This window comes from Rudanella paleaurantiibacter (assembly GCF_009184635.1).
GTDB classification, from domain to species: domain Bacteria; phylum Bacteroidota; class Bacteroidia; order Cytophagales; family Spirosomataceae; genus Rudanella; species Rudanella paleaurantiibacter.
The window spans coordinates 512,962-533,382 of the sequence record NZ_WELI01000006.1 but is presented as its reverse complement, the minus strand read 5'-3'; the positions used below and the strand labels follow the sequence as shown (position 1 = coordinate 533,382).

13 protein-coding genes are annotated in these 20,421 nt (G+C 46.1%); 1 reads left to right on the top strand and 12 read right to left on the bottom strand.

What is annotated here, in order from left to right; translation table 11 throughout:
- Nucleotides 1–97: 97 nt before the first annotated feature.
- Nucleotides 98–2,473 carry an alpha-ketoacid dehydrogenase subunit alpha/beta gene (locus tag F5984_RS17280; RefSeq protein ID WP_246169081.1) on the bottom strand — a complete coding sequence of 792 codons (2,376 nt, stop codon included), beginning with the start codon at nucleotides 2,471–2,473 and terminating at the stop codon, nucleotides 98–100.
- A 264-nt stretch (nucleotides 2,474–2,737) separates the two neighbouring features.
- Between F5984_RS17280 and F5984_RS17275 the strand changes: the two genes are divergently transcribed.
- On the top strand, nucleotides 2,738–3,172 hold the full coding sequence (locus F5984_RS17275) for a DUF1573 domain-containing protein (protein ID WP_019988348.1): 435 nt from the start codon (nucleotides 2,738–2,740) through the stop codon (nucleotides 3,170–3,172).
- A gap of 133 nt (nucleotides 3,173–3,305) precedes the next feature.
- Here the strand turns inward: F5984_RS17275 and F5984_RS17270 are convergent, their stop codons facing one another.
- From F5984_RS17270 to F5984_RS17220, 11 genes are all read right to left on the bottom strand, one after another.
- Nucleotides 3,306–4,256: an alpha/beta hydrolase gene (locus tag F5984_RS17270; protein WP_152125449.1), complete on the bottom strand. Its 951-nt coding sequence runs from the start codon at nucleotides 4,254–4,256 to the stop codon at nucleotides 3,306–3,308.
- 67 nt (nucleotides 4,257–4,323) lie between these two features.
- A complete protein-coding gene (locus F5984_RS17265; protein WP_152125507.1) occupies nucleotides 4,324–5,556 on the bottom strand; it encodes a serine hydrolase domain-containing protein in 1,233 nt (410 codons plus the stop codon).
- A gap of 250 nt (nucleotides 5,557–5,806) precedes the next feature.
- Nucleotides 5,807–7,186: an exopolysaccharide biosynthesis polyprenyl glycosylphosphotransferase gene (locus F5984_RS17260; RefSeq protein ID WP_152125448.1), complete on the bottom strand. Its 1,380-nt coding sequence runs from the start codon at nucleotides 7,184–7,186 to the stop codon at nucleotides 5,807–5,809.
- 211 nt (nucleotides 7,187–7,397) lie between these two features.
- Nucleotides 7,398–8,906 (bottom strand): capsule assembly Wzi family protein, encoded by a 1,509-nt coding sequence (locus tag F5984_RS17255; RefSeq protein WP_152125447.1) that lies wholly within the window; start codon nucleotides 8,904–8,906, stop codon nucleotides 7,398–7,400.
- A gap of 150 nt (nucleotides 8,907–9,056) precedes the next feature.
- The gene (locus F5984_RS17250) at nucleotides 9,057–9,611 is read right to left on the bottom strand and encodes a T9SS type A sorting domain-containing protein (protein WP_019988353.1); all 555 of its coding nucleotides are present in this window, start codon (nucleotides 9,609–9,611) and stop codon (nucleotides 9,057–9,059) included.
- Between the two features lie 9 nt (nucleotides 9,612–9,620).
- Nucleotides 9,621–10,658 carry a bZIP transcription factor gene (locus F5984_RS17245; RefSeq protein ID WP_246169080.1) on the bottom strand — a complete coding sequence of 346 codons (1,038 nt, stop codon included), beginning with the start codon at nucleotides 10,656–10,658 and terminating at the stop codon, nucleotides 9,621–9,623.
- A gap of 805 nt (nucleotides 10,659–11,463) precedes the next feature.
- Nucleotides 11,464–12,621 carry a glycosyltransferase gene (locus tag F5984_RS17240; protein WP_246169078.1) on the bottom strand — a complete coding sequence of 386 codons (1,158 nt, stop codon included), beginning with the start codon at nucleotides 12,619–12,621 and terminating at the stop codon, nucleotides 11,464–11,466.
- Nucleotides 12,622–12,704: 83 nt separating this feature from the next.
- Nucleotides 12,705–13,715: a bZIP transcription factor gene (locus F5984_RS17235; RefSeq protein ID WP_246169076.1), complete on the bottom strand. Its 1,011-nt coding sequence runs from the start codon at nucleotides 13,713–13,715 to the stop codon at nucleotides 12,705–12,707.
- A 922-nt stretch (nucleotides 13,716–14,637) separates the two neighbouring features.
- On the bottom strand, nucleotides 14,638–17,979 hold the full coding sequence (locus F5984_RS17230; RefSeq protein WP_152125444.1) for a right-handed parallel beta-helix repeat-containing protein: 3,342 nt from the start codon (nucleotides 17,977–17,979) through the stop codon (nucleotides 14,638–14,640).
- 120 nt (nucleotides 17,980–18,099) lie between these two features.
- Complete coding sequence (locus tag F5984_RS17225) at nucleotides 18,100–19,362, bottom strand: hypothetical protein (protein ID WP_152125443.1); 1,263 nt, start codon at nucleotides 19,360–19,362, stop codon at nucleotides 18,100–18,102.
- Nucleotides 19,343–20,416, bottom strand: coding sequence for a glycosyltransferase family 4 protein (locus tag F5984_RS17220; RefSeq protein ID WP_152125442.1), 1,074 nt, complete (start codon nucleotides 20,414–20,416; stop codon nucleotides 19,343–19,345). The genes F5984_RS17225 and F5984_RS17220 overlap by 20 nt, the downstream gene beginning before the upstream one ends.
- Nucleotides 20,417–20,421: the final 5 nt, after the last annotated feature.

The following is a 20,421-nucleotide window of genomic DNA, read 5'->3' as shown; positions in this document are numbered from 1 at the left end:
TATTGACGCCAAAGCGCTTGCAAAGACTTCTTTACCTACGAATTGGAGCGACAACCACCACAAACGAAAAACCATAAACTATAAACCATTCGTTCACTCAATAAAGTGCAGGAAACCGGTTTGGTTCCGCTTCCTGCATGATTTCGTAGACGATATCGACAACGTCTTCGGCACTTGGCTTCGAGTAGTAGTCACCGTCGGAGCCATACGGGGGCCGGTGTGCCTTGGCGCTGAGGGTGCGCGGGGCCGAATCGAGGTATCGATACGCCTGCTGACCCTCTACCACCTGCTGCATCATGTAGGCCGTGGCGCCACCCGGAAAATCTTCGTCGGCAAACACCACCCGGTTTGTTTTCCGAATCGACTCGACAATCTGCCCCGTCACATCGAACGGCAACAACGACTGCACATCGATCACCTCAATGCTGATGCCAAATTCTTCAAGTTGAGCCGCTGCATCGAGCACAATCCGGCACATCGACCCGTAGGTGACCACCGTTACATCGGTACCGGGCCGCAGCGTTTCGGGAACACCGAGGGGCACACAGAACGTATCCAGATTTTGTGGAAGCCGCTCTTTGAGCCGATAGCCGTTGAGGCACTCAACCACCAGGGCGGGGTCGTCGCTTTTGATGAGCGTATTGTAAAAGCCAGCCGCCTGCGTCATGTTGCGCGGCACCAGCACGTGCATACCCCTCAGGCTGTTGAGCATCGCACCCATGGGCGAGCCCGAATGCCAGATACCCTCCAACCGGTGACCGCGCGTCCGCACAATCAGGGGGGCTTTCTGCCCGCCTTTGGTCCGATACAGCAACGTGGCCAGATCGTCGGTCAGGGTGGCCAGAGCGTAGAAAATGTAATCGAAATACTGAATTTCGGTAATGGGTCGAAGGCCACGCATGGCCAGACCGATACCCTGCCCAATAATGGTTGTCTCGCGAATACCCGTGTCGGTAATCCGAAGCTCTCCGTATTTTTCCTGCAAGCCAGCAAAGCCCTGATTCACATCCCCGATATGGCCTACGTCTTCACCCATGGCCACTACGCGCGGGTCGCGGCCAAACAGGTTATCGAAGTAGTGCTGCATCAACAGGTAGCCATCAACCATCGGGCTGTCGTCGGTGTATTCGGGGGCAATGCCCTGAACCCGCATCGGCGACTCGGGCGATTGGCTGTACAGATGCGAACTGAACCGGTCAGTATTTTCGGCGGAGGTCCGGGCGAGCCAGTTCACCAGTGCCGTGCGGGCCGGTGTATGTTCGCCCCGCAACACACGAAGTACTTTTTTAACAGCCATCGTAGCGTTGCGGTGAAGCAACGGAGCCGCTTTCCGAAGCTCCTCCCGAATAGCCATTAGCACCGGAGCCTTGGCATGGTGCCGAGACGCCTGCTGAATCAAGTCGGCAGCCTCCTCAATGTCCGGCTGCATCGACTGCTGGAATGCGTTCCAGGCATCGGTACGGGCTTTTTTGATTACCTGAAGCGCTTCTTTCTCAATCTGCTCCAGCTCCTCGTCGGTAGCGTAACCATTTGCCAGAATCCAGCCCCGGAATTGCCGGTTGCAGTCGTGCTCGGCCTCCCAGGCCAGCCGCTCCTTGCTTTTATAGCGTTCGTGCGAGCCCGACGATGAGTGCCCCTGCGGCTGCGTCACCTCCTGCACATGCACCAGTACGGGCACGTGTTCTTCCCGGCAAGTACGAGCCGCCCGTTGGTAGGTTTCGAGCAGGCCCACATAATCCCAGCCTTTGGCCGTCAGAATATCAAAGCCTTTGTCGTCACTGTCGCGCTGAAAGCCAGCCAGTGCTTTTGAGATGCTTGCCTTGGTCGTCTGATACTCCACGGGTACCGAAATACCGTAGCCATCATCCCAGACCGACACCAGCAGCGGCACCTGCAAAACACCCGCAGCATTCATGGTTTCCCAGAACATTCCCTGCGAGGTAGAGGCATCGCCAATGGTGGCAAACGTAACCTCATTACCCCGGCGCGAAAACCCATCCATATGTTGCAGGTGTGGATTATGGCGGTACAGTTTCGAGGCATAGGCCAGACCCAGCGAACGGGGTATCTGCCCGGCCGTTGGCGCAATGTCACAAACCGAATTGTACGAATCGGTTTGGGTGCGCCACAGGCCCTGCTCGTCGAGCCAGCGAGTGGCAAAGTGGCCATTCATCGATCGCCCGGCCGTGTTGGGGTCATGCTCCACATCGGCATGGGCGTACAGTTGCGCAAAAAACTCAGTCCATTGCAGCTCGCCAAGGGCGGCTACAAAGGTTTGATCCCGGTAGTAACCCGACCGAAAATCGCCCCGCTTAAAAGCGCGGGCTGCGGCAATCTGGGCCACCTCCTTTCCATCTCCGAAGATGCCAAATTTGGCCCGTCCTCCCATCACATCACGCCGACCCAGTAAACTTGCCTGTCGGCTCTCGCAGGCAAGGCGGTAGTCGGATAGGATTTTTTCACGAGTCAGCATATCTGCTGCGCGTACTTGTTCGTTGGCAATCACGGGACGTTTACAGATTAAGCTTAAGTAGTTGATTTAGCTGATGAAGTGCTGACCGTTTCCGCTCAGTGGAAGTAAAAATAAGATAAAACAATTAAGCTTTCAAAAAAACGATTTTGTGCGTTTCTTTGTTAAGCCTTCGTCTGAGCGAGCATAATTTGGTAAGAATTTTGCTGTACCACACTTTGTAAGGCACAATAACTGAATCTCCAAATCATAATTTACACAAGTCCAATGAAAAAGTTTTTTTCACTTTTCGTAGCCATGTTTGTACTCGTGGCAGTTGGTTATGCTCAGAAAGGTGTAATCAAATTTGAAAAAGAGACCCACGACTTCGGTAAGATCGAGCAAGGCAAGCCAGCTACGTACGTTTTTAAATTCAAAAACACGGGCAAAGAGCCTCTCTTTATCTCCGATGCAGCGGCTTCTTGCGGTTGCACTAAACCAACATGGACGAAAGAGGCTGTAATGCCTGGCCAAACTGGTACAGTGTCAGCTACTTACAACGCTGCTGCTATGGGTGGTTTCAATAAGTCGGTAACGGTGACCAGCAATGCAGAGACCCCAACGGTAGTGCTTTACCTCAAAGGTGAGGTGGTGACGAAGGAGGCCCTGGAAACAGCCGGAACCGCCCCCAAGGCTGCCGACAAGAAGAAAGGTACAAAGTAATTTACCCTACATAACCGGCCCTCCCAACGAAGTGTCGGCTGTAAAATATATACTACGGTAACACGCTAAGGGTTAATTGATCGCGTAGTGCCAAAAGGCATCAGGTTATTTACCGGATGCCTTTTTTTGTGCCCTATTTCAGCGCGCCAATGCTTTTCAGCCACCCCTTACAAGCATCGGGCCAATTCGCTACCGACCCTTTGTCGGTGGTGCGCATCGCGTAGCCATGTCCCCCTTTTGGGTAGAGGTGCATTTCGGCCTGAACGCCGTTTTTCAGACAAGCCAGGTAGTAATTGACGCTGTTCTCAACCGGTACGGCTTTGTCGTCCATAGAGTGGACCAGAAACGTAGGCGGTGTTTGGGCTGTCACCTGCAATTCGTTGGAGTAGTAGGCGATTTTGGTAGCATCGTCTTTCAGGGTTCCCAACAGGTTGTTGCGTGAGCCCGCGTGCGCTTTCTCCCCAAACGTAATAACCGGATACATCAGAATGGCAAAGTTGGGTTGCGCCGAGGTCGACTGTACCGATTCGTTGCCTGCCACACGGGCCGTGGCCGGTTCGGGGTGGTTCCATTGAGTCGACAGGGTAGACGCCAGGTGTCCCCCGGCCGAGAACCCCATCACACCAATGCGATTTGGGTCGATCCCGTAAGTAGCCGCATCCCGCCGAATCAGCCGAATACCCTGCATGGCATCCATGAGCGGCACCTCGTGCTGATTGGTCATAATGGCTGGGTTCGGAAGCCGATATTTCAATACAAAAGCTGCCACACCCTGTTCGGCAAACCAACGGGCCATATCCGACCCTTCGTGGCTCGATGCCAGTATAGCATACCCACCACCGGGGCAAATCATAACTGCAGCACCCGTTGCTTTGTCTTTGGCGGGCAGATAGGCCGTCAGGGTCGGAACAGTAACGTTGCTGATTCGTTCAACGTCGGTGGTTACTACCTTTTCGGTGAGGGTAACGCCGGGTAAGGCGTTGGGGATGGCATTCTGGGGCCAGATTGGCTTACTAGATTGCGACATGGCTGGCAAAGACAGGGTGCCGATCAAAAGCGTAGTGACAAGGAGGGTTGATTTCATAAGGCCGTGAGCCGGTTAACTGCTCTTGAAAAAGCAAAACACCCGGCCTGTTTACCGGGTGCTCTGTTTAAATCTCTACCTCGCCTGTCACATCGGTATCGGTAAGCTTTTTGCCGCTGTGTAGTACATCCACCAGTTCTTTCACCCGATACACGCTGGTGTTGTACCGGTTGCCAAGCATGATAATCACGTACTCATCTTTCGGGCTAAACCAGAACATGGTGTTGTACCCTTTCCACCAACCGGTGTGGTAGATAAATTCGGGTTGATTGGCCGAGTCGAGCATCATCCGAAAACCGTAGCCGTAATTTTTGAGTCCTTTGCGTTCGAAACTGCGGGGCAGAAAAGCCTCAGCCAGCGTACGGCGTTTGAGCAGGCAGTCGCCATTGAGAGCCCGGTACCATTTAAAGAGGTCGTCTACGGTCGAATACACCCCTTTGTCGCCCACCACGTCGTCGTAATAATCCTTCGGAATACGCCGGTTCCACTGATAGCCAGCAGTTCGGTACAGATTGATCGAATCGTTTTTAGTGGTTGCCACAAAGGTGTTGTGCATACCAATGGGCTGGAAAATATTTTTCCGAATGAAGGCTTCGAACGATTGCCCCGTCACTTTCTCAATGATCGACGCCAACACCATGTAATTGGTGTTCGAGTAACTAAAGGTACGGCCCGGAATGTTGTACCGCTTGGGTGTTGGCTTCACCGTGGCAAACCAGTGCATAATAGTCTGGTTGTTTGGGTACGGCTTTTCCCGTTTGTAAAAATTCACCTTCATACTATCGTCGAAGGCATAGGCGTAATTGGGGAGTCCGCTCCGGTGGCAAAGCATATCCCGAATCGAGATGCCGTTGTACGGGAAATCAGGATAAAACTTCTGAATTGTGTCTTCCAGATGTAGCTTGCCCGCTTCGACCAGCTTGAGTACACCCACAGCCGTGAATGTTTTGGAAAGCGATGCCAGCTGAAACTTCGACTCTTCGATCAGCGTATCGCGGGCTCCTCTTTCAAAATGCCCGAAGCCGTTGCACTTTTTGTACAGAACAATTCCTTTTTGCGCAATAAGCACATTACCATTGAAGCCTGCGCGGAATTTCTGTTCGATAATCGTCTCGATCTGGCGCGTCTTCTCATCCGCATTGATTTCCTGGCGAATTCGGCTCAACTCTCCAGCCGGGAGTTTTTGCTCTTCAGCACAACTATGCAGTTCACCCGCCGATCGTTTCAGTTTTTGTTGCGGACTCTGCCCGCAGGAAAACGATACCCAGACAAGAAAAACCAATTGGACTACACTGCTCATTACGTTCTTCACCACGATCTCCCCGGCTTTCAATACGTTGAATCATTAAACTAACCCTCACTTATTACCTACGCTCTCCGCTTATATACGAAGTCTTAATTACCTATAGTGTAAAATGAGTATTAAAGGTATGCAAATGTAAACACGAACCCCACAGGAGGTCAACGTCAAGATAATTAAAAGCCAATAAAAAACCACTGGAAGCCGGTTTACAGATCGGTTTCCAGTGGTTTAACCCAAACGGACACAGCTATTGGCCGCGCCCCTGCATCATGACACGCACGGTCTGAACAATAATCCAGATGTCCAGACCGAACGAACGGCGTTCGGGATATAGCAAGTCGAAGCGCAACCGCTTCACCATTTCATCGACGTTGGCAGCATATCCAAATTTCACCTGCCCAATCGACGTGATACCCGGTTTCACTTTCAGCAAATCGCGATACTCAGGGGCAATCTCCACAATCTGATCAATGAAGTACTGCCGCTCCGGCCGGGGGCCAACCACCGACATATCCCCTTTGAGCACGTTGAAAAACTGAGGCAGTTCATCGAGCCGGGTCCGACGCATAAAGCGACCCCAGGGCGTAATCCGGTTGTCCTGTAAACCCTGGGAAAGCGATGGGCCGGCTTTCTCCGAATTGACGTACATACTCCGAAACTTGTAGATCGTAAACGGAATCCCCTCCCGGCCAACGCGCTCTTGCGCGTAGAAAATCGGCCCTTTCGACGACAACCGGGTGGCCAAAGCCACGGCAACAAAAATTGGCGATCCCAATACGATAACGCCTAAAGAGAACAGAATATCAAACGCGCGCTTAAGCGCATTGACCCGGAAATCTTCAAGGATTTGGGACGAGAGATTAAGAACAGGCAGGAAGTCATGGTATTCAACCGAAGTCCCCCGCGACAGAAAGCCCCGGAAGTCGACCAGGAGTTTTACCTGATAGTCGAGATCATCAGCATTATCCACAATTTGACGCAGGTACGTATTGTCAATGTAGGGTAGGCAGCAGTACACGCAATCGATTTGGTTGTCACGGATATACGTTGCCAGATCCTCATACCCACCTTTTAGGGCCAATCTGTTTTCGGATGAACTATGGTCAAAGAACCCACAAAACCGAAAGCCCATTTCGGGGTGAATGTCGTAGAAACGGGTGATCGTCTTCGAGAGTTTACCGTACCCGACCACTACGTAGCGCCGATTATTATACCCCCTTGCCCGATACTCGCGGAGAAACAATAGCCCGCCAATGCGGTACGCAGCCCCTAAAAGAAAAAACAGGATGTACGTGTAAAACAGATGATCGCGCGAATAATAGTATGCCTGTGTAAAAACCCAATATACCGCAATGGCTGCTACGTGCACTCCAATAACCATGGCCTGCTTTTTCAGCAGGTGATCAATCTTAAAAAGTTGACGGGGAAAATTGTAAGGCTTCAGGATAATGGCAATGACCAGCCACACTAAGTTAAAAACGAGCCATAACGTAGCATAAGGTGGCTCAGCAACCGCACTAACAGACCCAAACTTTACATTGTACGCCAATACAAATGCCGCATTCAGGCAAAAGAAATCGGCCAGAATGTGCAAGGGTAGGAAAAAAACAGAATACCTGTGTCTCATTAAAACTTAGGTCATAAATAGAAGCCAATCAACTGCTTACCTTCATCAGGCTTAACTCGCCAGCACCTTCCAACCTCTTCTAAGCCCTAAATATACAGGCCATTTTGGGGCCTCCGTTCAGAAAGTTACCGAACGGTTTACAAAATGTATCCGGCAAAAATAATGGATATTTCCACTATCCGTCTTTTTTATCTCTCGAATTATCAGGCAGTTAGTCTACAGATTTTTTGTGCCAAACTTTTCGCAAGCCCAGATACAATCCAATGTTGGCAGGGTACAATTCACCCGAATCAACCCCCAACGAACTGGATACGGCAACCCCCCGGCCAAACGGTAGCAACAAGGATAAAATTCCCGAAAATTGATCGAGCGGGGCAGAAAAAGGCTCACTGTACGTACCATAGTTCCGGCTGAACGAAAATTTGGCCTGATAGCTGACCGGCCCGGCCCATGCCAAAACTTGCCCGACGGGTAAACTACCAGCCATACCTACGTGAAAAACCCGCACCCGGTTGTTATTGGTAAAAATTCCGAAGGGCCATTCGCCATTGGGTCCCAAAGCCGGCGTAATAAACGGCGTACCAATACCCCGCTGCCAATACGACCATCCATCGCGAAACTGCGAGTGATTAAAATAATTATCGCGGCCCCGGTTCTTAGGATTAGACGTGGTCAAATCGAAAACGTCTCCGCCCTGACTCGTTGTCTGTAGAAATTCGACCAGAATCTCGCGTACAACAGCCTGTGGGTTACGCTGACGGAGCCGTAAGCCATTAAGACCATCGGCAATATTGATGAAATAGTACAGAGAACCATCATCAAAAAGCTGCTGCCGATACGCAAACAGATTGAACCTGCCCAGATTCACATCGGCACCCACATCAACTGAGCCCAAATGATTACCAATCCGGTTGGTGTAGTCAAAATTAGCCAGCCTATCCTCGTCGTCGGGGCGGCCTAGCCGAAAGCCAGTCGCTACGTACACATAGTCGCGAAAGCGGGCGGGTAGCTGACTCTCTTTCGCAATAGACGGGTTATTGATTAGCGACAGGTCATTGATTTCTCCTCCCCAAACCGCCTGATGCGTAAAGCCACCATACAGCCGGATTTTATCGGCAGGCCGACCAATCCGCAGATAGAGCGTTTTCTGATGCAGCATCGAATGGTTCACGAACCCAGTTGGGTTCATCCACCCGTGGGCGTATGAGCCTTTGAACGAGACCCATCCTTTGGTAAACGGGATAGGTGTAAACGTGGGTACCGACAGCTCGATCTGCGGAATAGGCAGTGCGTTGCCCGACCAGCTATACGAACCCGAACTTAGTGTAGTATCAACCAGGCCATATATCCTCTGTCGGCGCCCTACGGATGCCTCCAGGGCTCCAAACCGAACCTTGGCGTATAATTCAGGCAAGAGTACTCTTCCGTCCGTTACGGCATTGGCCACAACGCGTGCACCATAGCCATAGTCAAACTTACTTTTTCGGGCTTTGCTGGTATCGTACTCAGCATGGGCCGAGGCCCGGAGGGTTAGGGCGGGTGTGCGGGTGGGGACAACGCCAAACTGATTCGATTGCTGCCAGAAAGGCGTTTGACCAGCCGACGACGTATAGCCGCCAATCTCGGTATCGTACTGCCCGGGGAGCTTAACGGATTGTCCGTACAATGGGCGAATCGCGAACAAGCTAACCACCAAAAGCACTTTACGACTCAACAGCATAGTTTAATGGGTCGGGATAAACAAGCTACAAACTTACACCTTTTGGTCAACAGCCCCTAACCTGTAGATAAGCCTAACCCGGGTGTTGTAGTAAAACAAAAAAGGGGAGATACACCCGGCGTATCTCCCCTTCACAAACTATTTGAATTACTACTGCTTAATCAAACGAATCGACTTAGAGCCGTTGTCGGTCTGAATCTGATAAATGTACAAACCGGCCGGCAAATGGCCTCCGCGTACATTCACTTTGTACTGACCGGCTGCCTGAACACCGTCTTCGTTGGTTTGCTCCATCACCCGCCCCTGCGCATCAGTCAGCGTACGGGTTACACGGGCAGCGTTTGGCAGGTTATAATCAACAACCGTTTGATCCGCAAACGGGTTGGGAGCCGCCGAAACGGTCATCACCCGATTTTCGGGATTACTCACCGTCCGCGAAACCACGTTGGCAATACTGGCTTCAAACACAGCGCCTGCCTCCGCGGTAAAACCCGGTTGTAACGTAATCGACCGACCAGCCTCGTACAGAACCGTTGCCCGTTGGGTAACTGCATTCCGGGCCACAATATGCTCAACCGCTCGCTCTTCAATCGTCGCGCCAGCCTGCATCGTCCGGGCAATCTCCTGCCGAACGGGATATTCCTGAGCCATAGCTACTCCCCCCACAGCGAGCAGAGCCACTACCGACAGTACTACTTTTATCATAGCTGACACTTATTTAGACGTTTGGCGAATCTGCTTGATCTGACGCTGCATAGTACTGCTTTTCCGACGCAGTTGTTCGTTTTCCTTACGCAGTGAGCTTACTTCTTTCTGCATCTCTACCATGTAGAGTGTGAGTTCTTCGATTTTCTGGAGCAGGGTGGCATCCATCTTGGCCATGTCTACCCCCTCACGTACCACCTCCGCAGCACTCGGCACGTCGGGCAGGTGACCGTGCGCCTTGATGAACGACTCCACCTCCGAGAGCTTCCGCAACCGGTACTCCGGCGCAAACACATAGTCACTCCAGTCAGCACTGTTCTTCACAGCCACCTTCACCTTCTCGGTCAGGATGCCCTTCTCCACGTACAGGCCGTAGTTCCCGCTCAGCTTGTTGATCCCCTGCCCAATCACCACCGCTTCGCCCGAGCTGTTCTGCAAACGACCGCCCGCCAGCTGCCAGTAGCTCTCCCCTACCGACGCAGAGGCCTCACGAGCCGAGTTGTTCAGGCTACCCAGCACCACGTTCCCGCTCGCATCCACCGTCAGAAACTTCGTCTGCGCCAACGCCGTCGCCGGCGACGATGACGTCAGGTTCTGCAACCGCAAGCCCGACGTGTTGGTCGTTGACGATACCACGTGCAACTTGGCTGATGGGGCCGAGGTGCCAATGCCTACGTTGGCGTTGTTGCCCAACACAACCGCATTCGATACACTTACCTGCGCATTTGCCCCAAATGCAGAAGCGTTCGTCAAATTATTCTGACCAGCTGATGCTCCAGAAGCAAAACCAACATACGTGTTGAAGCCTCCACTGAGATTATTAGTCCCCGCGGCCCGACCAATTGCTACGTTATTTGCTCCCGTTTGGTTATCCTGACCAGCCGTGTGGCCAACAAAGGTGTTGTATTCGCCAACTGTATTAGCAGCCCCTGCGGCATTACCCAACATTGTATTGAAGCTACCGGTTGTATTGCTCGAGGCACTTTGAAAGCCAATAAACACATTCAACGAGCCGCCTGAGTTAGCGACCCCTGCTGAACGTCCCATGAAAATATTGTTGCTTCCGCCCACATTGTTCAAACCAGCATTATGGCCAACAAACGTATTATACTCTCCGGTGGTGTTACCTGCCCCCGTCCCGTTGCCCAGGAAGGTATTATAACTTCCACTTACGTTGTTCTGCCCAGCGATGTTCCCTAGAAAAAGATTGTAAAAACCAGTGGTGTTGCTAATGCCTACGCGAGCCCCCAAAAAGGTATTGCCGTAGCCAGTGGTATTATTTTGTCCAGCTCTGGCTCCCAAAAACGTATTATTAAAGCCGTCCACATTGGAAGTGCCACTCTGAGAACCCACAAAAACGTTCTCGTATCCCACTGTGTTACTGCCGCCAGATTGAGAGCCCAGAAATGTATTTTGGCTGCCTGCTGCCATATTAGCTCCAGCGCCAAAGCCCATAACAGTATTTCGGCTCGAAGCCAAATTCAACTTAATATAGCTGGCACCGTCAACTTGGACAGACTTACCACTATTTAGGTTCATATCACTAGTCACGGTAAGTGCTGTGTTCGCTGGTGTCTCGATCGACTGCGCTTTTAATACAGTCATACATACGAGTTGTGCCAGAACAGTAACAAGTAGTGCTCTTATCATCGTTGTCATATTTATGTGTGCCGAAATTTATGATTAAAATATTTACGTCAGCACGTTTCGAAATGAAAATCAAGTACTTTTTATTATTCGTATCCAATTGATTCAAAAACTACCACCTTTCGCTTATAAATGAATTTGCGGACCGCAGACAGGACATATACTTTGCCTATCTATATGCTTCCCCTAAAAAATGATATTTGATTTAACGAGTAAGAACTTCTTCTTCAACAAACGTATTCCTGTACATTTCTTTTACATACTTCTGTATTTTGCTTATAAAGATAGCTTCATCAAACTTCTCAGCATTCTTTCTTATAAAAAGAGGATCGAAAAAAGGCTCTAACCTCTCGAACTTCTTTACTGCGTTTATTAAATGATTTATATCCTGCTCTTCAAAAAAAATCGCAGTGGAATTAGCCACACTGCTTTCATCACCTACGGGTATCTGAGTTGTAACAACACCGCCAGCTCCATAAGCAATCACTGGTTTACCACATGCATTAGCTTCAAGAGGAGTAATTCCATAATCTTCATGCTGTGGAAAAATAAAAGCTCGACAATTCGCATACACTTCAGCTAGCTTTTCTGCTGATAAACCACTCATAAATTCAATATTACTCTTTGCCCTATTTTTTATTTCCGATTCTTGGGTGCCCTTACCAACAACAACCAACCTGTATCCCAACTCATTGAAAGCATCAATTACTAAATCTACTTTTTTGTAATACTCAAGTCTAGATACAACAAGGAAATAGGAATTCTTATCACCTGGGGAAACATTAAAGTTATTAACTTTAACTGGCGGATTAATTATTCTTATCACGTCATTTCTATCATAAGCGTTTCTCAGACGATCTGCCGTCTCATCAGTCATTGCAACAAAATGATTTGGCCGTTGGGCGGCATTTTTATCTATGGTTCGTAAAATAGAAATCACTTGATCAAACAACATACGTTTCCATCCTGTTGACAATACGTACTGCGGATATGATGCTGGGTCCCAAGCCAAACGAAACGGAGTAAAACTATAACTTATTACTAGAGCTCTCTTGTGTGTTTTGACATATTTGGCGCAATGCGTACCAGACATTAAAACAACATCGTAATCGCTCAAGTTTAGAGACTTCATTGCAAGTATTCCGAAAGGAAAGAATACTTTTTTCATCATCTCATCTGTCTTTACAAAATTCTGCAACCACGATGGCCTTATATCACATTCCTTAAATTCCGGAAATGTAAGCTCTGAGCCGTAACAAAGTGTATAAATCGGAGCAGCAGGGAATGCCTTGTGAAAGCATAAAGCAACTTGTTCCCCACCTCCACGGCACATGAGACCATCCTGCACAAGAGCAATTTTCATGAAAAAATTATATCAGTTTGAAAGACTTGGCCGCAAATATACAATGCGACGCAATTCGCGATGATTTGCAAAGTATCGACGCACTACTTATCATCCTGCTTATACACCTTTTCTTCAATCAAGTGAAGCTTTCTTTTCAAAAATTCATTTTCTTTCTTCAATTCGATCATATATAGCGTGAGTTCTTCGATTTTCTGGAGCAGGGTGGCATCCATCTTGGCCATGTCTACCCCCTCACGTACCACCTCCGCAGCACTCGGCACGTCGGGCAGATGACCGTGCGCCTTGATGAACGACTCCACCTCCGAGAGCTTCCGCAACCGGTACGCCGGCGCAAACACATAGTCGCTCCAGTCAGCGCTGTTCTTCACAGCCACCTTCACCTTCTCGGTCAGGATGCCCTTCTCCACGTACAAGCCGTAGTTCCCGCTCAGCTTGTTGATCCCCTGACCAATCACCACCGCTTCGCCTGAGCTGTTCTGCAAACGACCGCCCGCCAGCTGCCAGTAGCTCTCCCCCACCGATGCAGAGGCCTCACGGGCCGAGTTGTTCAGGCTACCCAGCACCACGTTCCCGCTCGCATCCACCGTCAGAAACTTCGTCTGCGCCAACGCCGTCGCCGGCGACGATGACGTCAGGTTCTGCAACCGCAAGCCCGACGTGTTGGTCGTTGACGATACCACGTGCAACTTGGCTGATGGGGCCGAGGTGCCAATGCCTACGTTGGCGTTGTTGCCCAACACAACCGCATTCGATACACTTACCTGCGCATTTGCCCCAAATGCAGAAGCGTTCGTCAAATTATTCTGACCAGCTGATGCTCCAGAAGCAAAACCAACATACGTGTTGAAGCCTCCACTGAGATTATTAGTCCCCGCGGCCCGACCAATTGCTACGTTATTTGCTCCCGTTTGGTTATCCTGACCAGCCGTGTGGCCAACAAAGGTGTTGTATTCGCCAACTGTATTAGCAGCCCCTGCGGCATTACCCAACATTGTATTGAAGCTACCGGTTGTATTGCTCGAGGCACTTTGAAAGCCAATAAACACATTCAACGAGCCGCCTGAGTTAGCGACCCCTGCTGAACGTCCCATGAAAATATTGTTGCTTCCGCCCACATTGTTCAAACCAGCATTATGGCCAACAAACGTATTATACTCTCCGGTGGTGTTACCTGCCCCCGTCCCGTTGCCCAGGAAGGTATTATAACTTCCACTTACGTTGTTCTGCCCAGCGATGTTCCCTAGAAAAAGATTGTAAAAACCAGTGGTGTTGCTAATGCCTACGCGAGCCCCCAAAAAGGTATTGCCGTAGCCAGTGGTATTATTTTGTCCAGCTCTGGCTCCCAAAAACGTATTATTAAAGCCGTCCACATTGGAAGTGCCACTCTGAGAACCCACAAAAACGTTCTCGTATCCCACTGTGTTACTGCCGCCGGCATCCGCACCTGTAAAAGTGTTATCACTACCAGATGAATTTGAGTAGCCAGCACCTGTGCCAATAAAAGCATTAAAGTTACCGGTTGTATTAAATCTCCCAGAGTTATATCCACTAAATACATTACTATGCCCACTGACATTATTCAAGCCTGAAAAACTACCAAAGAATGAATTACCAGAACCTGTAGAAGTATTTAATCCTGCATTATATCCAATAAAGGAGTTGTTTTGACCGGATGAATTTTTAGTTCCTGCTTGCGCGCCCAGAAAAACATTCTGAGTTCCTGCCATATTATTACTACCTGCGCCCCTACCAATTATTGTATTAGAAGCTCCACTCATGTTAAGGTTACCAGCTCCGACTCCAATAATTGTATTATCAGAACCAGGCGTAGATGAAGATGGCTGTGTATTCACGAAATTTGTCTGAGCTATAGTACTGTAACTATAGACCATCAGAAAATATATATTGGCCAATAAAAGTTTTGTATTCATCATTCTCTGTGTTTTGATTCAATTAAACACTCCTCTTTAAACCTTTTTAAGTTCAGTTAATTAAAGCTGATTCACAAAAAGGCTATCGTACCCTAACTTCAACACGCGCCTGGTCATCCTCACCGTTAAGAAATCCATTTCCTGGTACTGAGTCAGAATCAGGAACATCAGTAGTTGCAATCTGAGCATTACTACTCCAATAACCAGTCTGCGCAGCTTTGACTCTAAAATTGATGACTCTCGTTGAGTTTGATCTAATAACGCCTAAGTTATTTTTCAAAATCCCCGCTTCTACAAACCACCCTTCTCCATCCAAAAATGAAAGGCCAGTTGGTAAAATCTTTTGTATTTGTACAGTATTAACATCACGACCTCCCGCGTTATTAACTGTTAACGTACAACTAATGATGTCATTAACTTTGGCATCCATTTTACCATAAACCATATATAAGCTTAGGTCTGCTTTATCCGGACTTGGTGTTACTTCCGCCTTAAAGGGTGGAGGTAGAGGTCTTTGGATTAGGTTTGGCGACACAAATACAGGACTTGAGCTTGTTGTTTGAAATGTCCTAACCTCTTCAGTAGCTGAGTCATCCTCTCCATCCTCTGTTCCAGAGCTCGGTTCGCTATCCGGATCTAGAAAGTTCGAGGTAGCAACCTGTGCCGACAATCGATAAATTCCATCAACTAATGGACGCAAAGTAAAAGTAAAGTTTTTTGTACTACCAGAATTTAAATAGGTAAGGTCTGATCTAATATTACCAGATGAAAAACTTATCCCGCTTCCATTTACAAACTGTAAATTATTGGGTAATGACGCACTCCAAGTGACAGGAACTGAAATGCTGTTAGGCATTGTACTATTCGCTTTTACACTCAGTGTGTATTGTACAAGCTCATTAGGTTTGATGCTCCTCTTCGCTGCTTGCAGGGAAAGACTAACGTCAACAGGCGTTAATTCTGTTCTAAACAGTAATAGTGACGATAGAGAAGGAATACCTACTAAACCACTATATGCTTTCCCTGCTACATCAACAAAACTTCCGTTTGAGTTAAATTCCGTGTCATTTCGTGAGGGGTTCACGAGTAACTTTATGTACTTATCCGCATCAACCTTAGTTATTTCCGCTTCCTGAAAGCTAATGTTATCAAGCCATAAAACTTGACCATCCTCCGCAACACGAATCATAACGATTGCATCACTCTCATCATATTTAGCAGTAAAAGCAACTTCAAATCGGCCCCTTACATTATTTACAATAAAACTATAACGCTCATCAAGGTCATTGTAAGGCGCGTTGCGCTGTCTAATAAATACTTGTACTGCCTTATTTGAAGAGTTAGCTACTGCATCAAGCTTCAAAAGATAACTTTTGCCTTTTACCACTGAACCTATACCATTATATATAAACGAGTAAGAACCTTGCTGTCCAGATGGCGACGGAAAGTCTACCCTTAAGGTTCCCCCATCAATTTTTCCCGTATTGTCATAAGAAGCTTGTCCATTATTATAGTAACTTGTTGGATACCATCCGCTCACATCATTATCAAAAGAACTATATAGTCTTGGCTGCCCAATAATCTGATTTAATGTGAACGGTGCATATATTCTAGGACTCTCTTTTGAGTTAGTATCTTTTCCTAACAGTCGTTGCCACTCTGCAAGCGAAAGGTAACTTGTAACTTGATTGTTGTTGATACTGTAACCAACTAATATTTTTATTGCGTCGTCGAATGGCCTTGCATAGTAGTTATTATCGAATGTGCCATAGTTACCTAAGTCATTAGAGATTGTCTCATATCTTGCTACCCCTTGTGACACATTTTTCGCGACGAATATATTTCCTTGAACTATATTGCTTCTAGCTGGACACCGTCCAAAATTATGATATATAACAAACTGTTCATTATTATCGTAACTTGTATTATTAACAACACTAACGCTATTTGTAGCGTGTAGATAAATGCCCAGACCATTACACGAATAAACGGTATTGTTTGTAACTTCAATTGATCTAGTACAATCATCTAAATATATTCCATTCGCAGCCCCACCTAAATTAGCAGGCTGACCTGCAATAGCACCAATTCCACTCTTTACAACATTTGCAGTCACAATAGACTTTACTGTACTTACATTACTCTCATTTACCGTGTAAAGTCCACCACCATCGCTCTTCGTAAGACAAAAGTTTGACACCACATTACGCTGTATTGTAGAATTGCCCAAGAAAGTTATTCCAGAATATCCAATACTATCCACTAGATTTTCACTTATTGATATACCTCTTGTACTGAAGGAAGTAATTCCTCTATATTGCCCATCACCACTTTTTCCTCTTCCTGCTTGAGACCCAATATCCCTGACAACATTTCGCCTAAATACCGAATTTGAATAATCAATTATGTCAATTGCATTATTATTAGCTCTGTGTATGAGGTTATCCTCAAAAACGACGTTACTTCCAGTACCATAAAAACCTACAGCATCTTCACCTGCATTTAATATATCAACATTATTAACATTAAGATTGGAGACAAAAGCAAATGAAAGATTAGTATTCAAAGCCTCAATCACTTTTATATTTTGAATGTTTACATACGAGATATTAGAGCCTATAACTGCTCCAGGCTGTGCCGTTGCAGTTACAGTTGAACTCTTCACCTTGCCCTTTGTATCTAATATGAGTATTGACTTGTTTGAAGGGTTGTAATACCATTCTCCATCTTTACTGAGTGTTGCTGGATGGTTTTGAAAAAAGAACCCAAAACCATCTGCCAAATCATAAACTGAGTTGTTTGCAATTGTGATTGAGTTTCCACTCTGCTGCGTAACAACTGCTCTATCTAATATGAACTGTGTCGGTCGGATGACTACTTCAGCCCCAACCCAAGATTCTGCCAAGCTCTCACGACTTAAGAACTTTGTCTTTCCTTCGTGTGATAAGACAGTTAGGTAGCCTCTATTTTGATCATCCAAATCTGGGAACCTCCCTAAAGGTAAAGGAGAGCCATCCATAAATACCCCACTCACTACACTATTACAAGAAGGACATGACGCTTGCCATATGTTTCCACTTACCTGTGTCCATCCACTCAGCGTTGTAGAAGCTGCTATTGTTGGTTTTTCTCCGCTTCCATATGCATCAAATATAATCGGGTTTACAGCAGTTCCGGATTGTTGTATTCTTAGCGTTCCTCTAAATATATCTCCTCGCCTGAATAGTACTTTATCGCCAGGTTTTAAAATAACTGAGTTAATCCTATCCAATGTTTGAAATGGAGAATCGATAGTAAGTCCATTATTTGAGTCACGACCTGTTGAAGACAAATAATATGTCGATTGTCCGTTGCTCTGCTTAATATGTAACAACAGGCACAAGAAAAAAAGCGAATACATTCTCAACATATCTACCATTTCCATGATTGTATCTGTCTTGAAACTGACTATTTATACAATTGTTACTAAATTTAATTACTATCGCTGTAAAGACGACACATATTATTCGAAATCATGTTCATAATTTTGATATTGTCAGAAACGTTAATTGCCCATTTCAAGAAGCTCAGCACGAATCTGATTGTATGAGATTCCCAAAATCAACCATAAAGAAGGATACGAGAACTCTGATACACTTGTGAATAAAATGATGTAATTCAACCACAAGGCATATTTTAAGCCTTTGTTGCGCTTGTCTGCGCCTTTCAATTTGTATATGGGGTAAAACACTAATCCTGTAAATAATAAAATACCAAGAAAGCCATTATTGACTAAAAGAGTAGTTAAAAATTCTGGAGAACGTACAAAGCCAAATCCCATACCCAACAGCTTCGTTAATATGGGTAAATCTGAGTAAAAAATGAGGTTATCAATTATAGTCTTAATTCTATCTTCTCCAGAATCACTCTCTTGCCTGAGCTTGGCAAACAAGATTTCATCTACAATCCCACTAGCATATTCATTTGAAAAAACTATCCAAGCCAAAACAATACTAACTGTAATGTATAATAAACTTCGTTTGAGAGTACCACTTGTTACCACTAAAGCAAATGCAAACATTACAACCCCGATCAATAACGTACCTGAGAATGTCAACACAAGAGAGCTAACTAAAACAATAAACATTCTATATTTCCCTGTGTAAAAAAAATATACCGTAATGGGCAAAATAGAGTATACATACATTGACGGCTCACCGACTAAACCTACAAACCGCGATAAACTCACTGGCCCTACATTTATAGTTTGAAAGTGCCCTGGATTCAAATTACCATCACCAAACTCCCTATTTGATATTATATCACCATTCTCGCCTGTCAGTATATAAAACAGCCAGATATAATACCCGAAAATAACAACGAGTAGTGCTCCGATTGCAATGAATTTGTCGTGGTGTTCCTTTCTATAGTAAAGAGTTACGTATACAAATAAACAAATTGAAATAACAAAGTAAATCGACTGAGTTAATATACTACTTCTAAACAGAAGTTTGCTCTCATTACTTACTAATATTAGATGATTATAGTACGGTACACTAGGATCAATCAATAGAGCAAGCTGTGTAACTATTTGGTATAAAAAAAAACACCCGGTGATCACAGCCATTAGACGTACATAATGGCCTCTGGACTTGCGCGCTAGGCATAAAACCACCGGAATACTTAAGCCAGCGAATATAAATGCAGGTGTGGTTCCTTTTATAGAATTGCTAACCACAAAAGATGTAATAAAAATGAACACCAACCAAACCTGCAAGTAAGTTACTAAATTGAGCTTGAAGGCTATTTTACTTCTTTGCAACATCATAGAGATATGATACAAGTTTCTCCGCTGAATGATCCCAATTGAATTTAGCTACTCTTTCAAATCCCTTCTTAACTAGGCTTTGTCGTAAACTTTCATTTGTTACAACTTCTGTTATCACCTTTTCAATGTCATCTACTCTGTAGGGGTTTACATATGCACTTGCGTCACCACAAACCTCTGGTAGGCTGGTAGTATTTGCTACAATTGTTGGACATCCGCAAGCCATAGCTTCTAGAGGAGGAATTCCAAATCCTTCGAAAAAAGATGGATAAACAAATGCAAGTGCATTTTGATACAGCTTAACGAGTTCACGGTCACCAACATAACCTGTAAACTCTACATTATCCTTTTTAGCTGCCAGTTTTTCTATTCCGCTTGCGGCAAATAGGGAGTTGGTATTTCCAACAATAAGAAGTTTCACATTGTCTAATGGAGAATTCATAAATGCATTAATTAACCCAATAAAATTTTTTCGCGGATCCATTGACGATACAGCCAGTAGGTAGTTCGAATTATTAAGATTACTTACTTCAACATTTTTGTCAAATATTTTAGAAACACCTGGATATATGATTTGTATTTTTTGAGGATCGACATTGAAGTATTCAACAAGATCATCCGATGAGGCCTTGCTTATTGTTATTACTCCAATTGACTCTTGCACTAACCTAGGAATCAAAAAATTGTAGTATGCAGAGAATGATTTAGAAAACCATTCTGGATGAAGATGAAAAGATATGTCCATTATAGAGACTACTTTCCGAGTATAATACAACGGTCCTGTATTACACAGGTTTAACAATAATGGGGTACCGTGAGATTTTAAGTATAGAGGTAATTCTATTTGTTCCCACAAAATCCCATTTTTAAAATTACCTATAGTTTTAACCTCAAGTTGTCTAGCCAAATCTTGGTGCAAAATATTTTTAGGAGACACAAATATTAGATCAGGCATCAACTTTTTCAACCGGATTGATAACTCAATGGCAAAACGCTGTGTACCTGTTATTCTTTGCGTTAAAAATCTTGCGTTAATAACAATCTGCTTGTTCATATTGA

Excerpts from the sequence above, each read along its gene's own strand:
- F5984_RS17280 (WP_246169081.1), bottom strand. The coding sequence starts at position 2,473 with ATGCTGACTCGTGAAAAAATCCTATCCGACTACCGCCTTGCCTGCGAG.
- F5984_RS17275 (WP_019988348.1), top strand. The coding sequence starts at position 2,738 with ATGAAAAAGTTTTTTTCACTTTTCGTAGCCATGTTTGTACTCGTGGCA.
- F5984_RS17270 (WP_152125449.1), bottom strand. The coding sequence starts at position 4,256 with ATGAAATCAACCCTCCTTGTCACTACGCTTTTGATCGGCACCCTGTCT.
- F5984_RS17265 (WP_152125507.1), bottom strand. The coding sequence starts at position 5,556 with ATGAGCAGTGTAGTCCAATTGGTTTTTCTTGTCTGGGTATCGTTTTCC.
- F5984_RS17260 (WP_152125448.1), bottom strand. The coding sequence starts at position 7,186 with ATGAGACACAGGTATTCTGTTTTTTTCCTACCCTTGCACATTCTGGCC.
- F5984_RS17255 (WP_152125447.1), bottom strand. The coding sequence starts at position 8,906 with ATGCTGTTGAGTCGTAAAGTGCTTTTGGTGGTTAGCTTGTTCGCGATT.
- F5984_RS17250 (WP_019988353.1), bottom strand. The coding sequence starts at position 9,611 with ATGATAAAAGTAGTACTGTCGGTAGTGGCTCTGCTCGCTGTGGGGGGA.
- F5984_RS17245 (WP_246169080.1), bottom strand. The coding sequence starts at position 10,658 with ATGGGACGTTCAGCAGGGGTCGCTAACTCAGGCGGCTCGTTGAATGTG.
- F5984_RS17240 (WP_246169078.1), bottom strand. The coding sequence starts at position 12,621 with ATGAAAATTGCTCTTGTGCAGGATGGTCTCATGTGCCGTGGAGGTGGG.
- F5984_RS17235 (WP_246169076.1), bottom strand. The coding sequence starts at position 13,715 with ATGGGACGTTCAGCAGGGGTCGCTAACTCAGGCGGCTCGTTGAATGTG.
- F5984_RS17230 (WP_152125444.1), bottom strand. The coding sequence starts at position 17,979 with ATGGAAATGGTAGATATGTTGAGAATGTATTCGCTTTTTTTCTTGTGC.
- F5984_RS17225 (WP_152125443.1), bottom strand. The coding sequence starts at position 19,362 with ATGATGTTGCAAAGAAGTAAAATAGCCTTCAAGCTCAATTTAGTAACT.
- F5984_RS17220 (WP_152125442.1), bottom strand. The coding sequence starts at position 20,416 with ATGAACAAGCAGATTGTTATTAACGCAAGATTTTTAACGCAAAGAATA.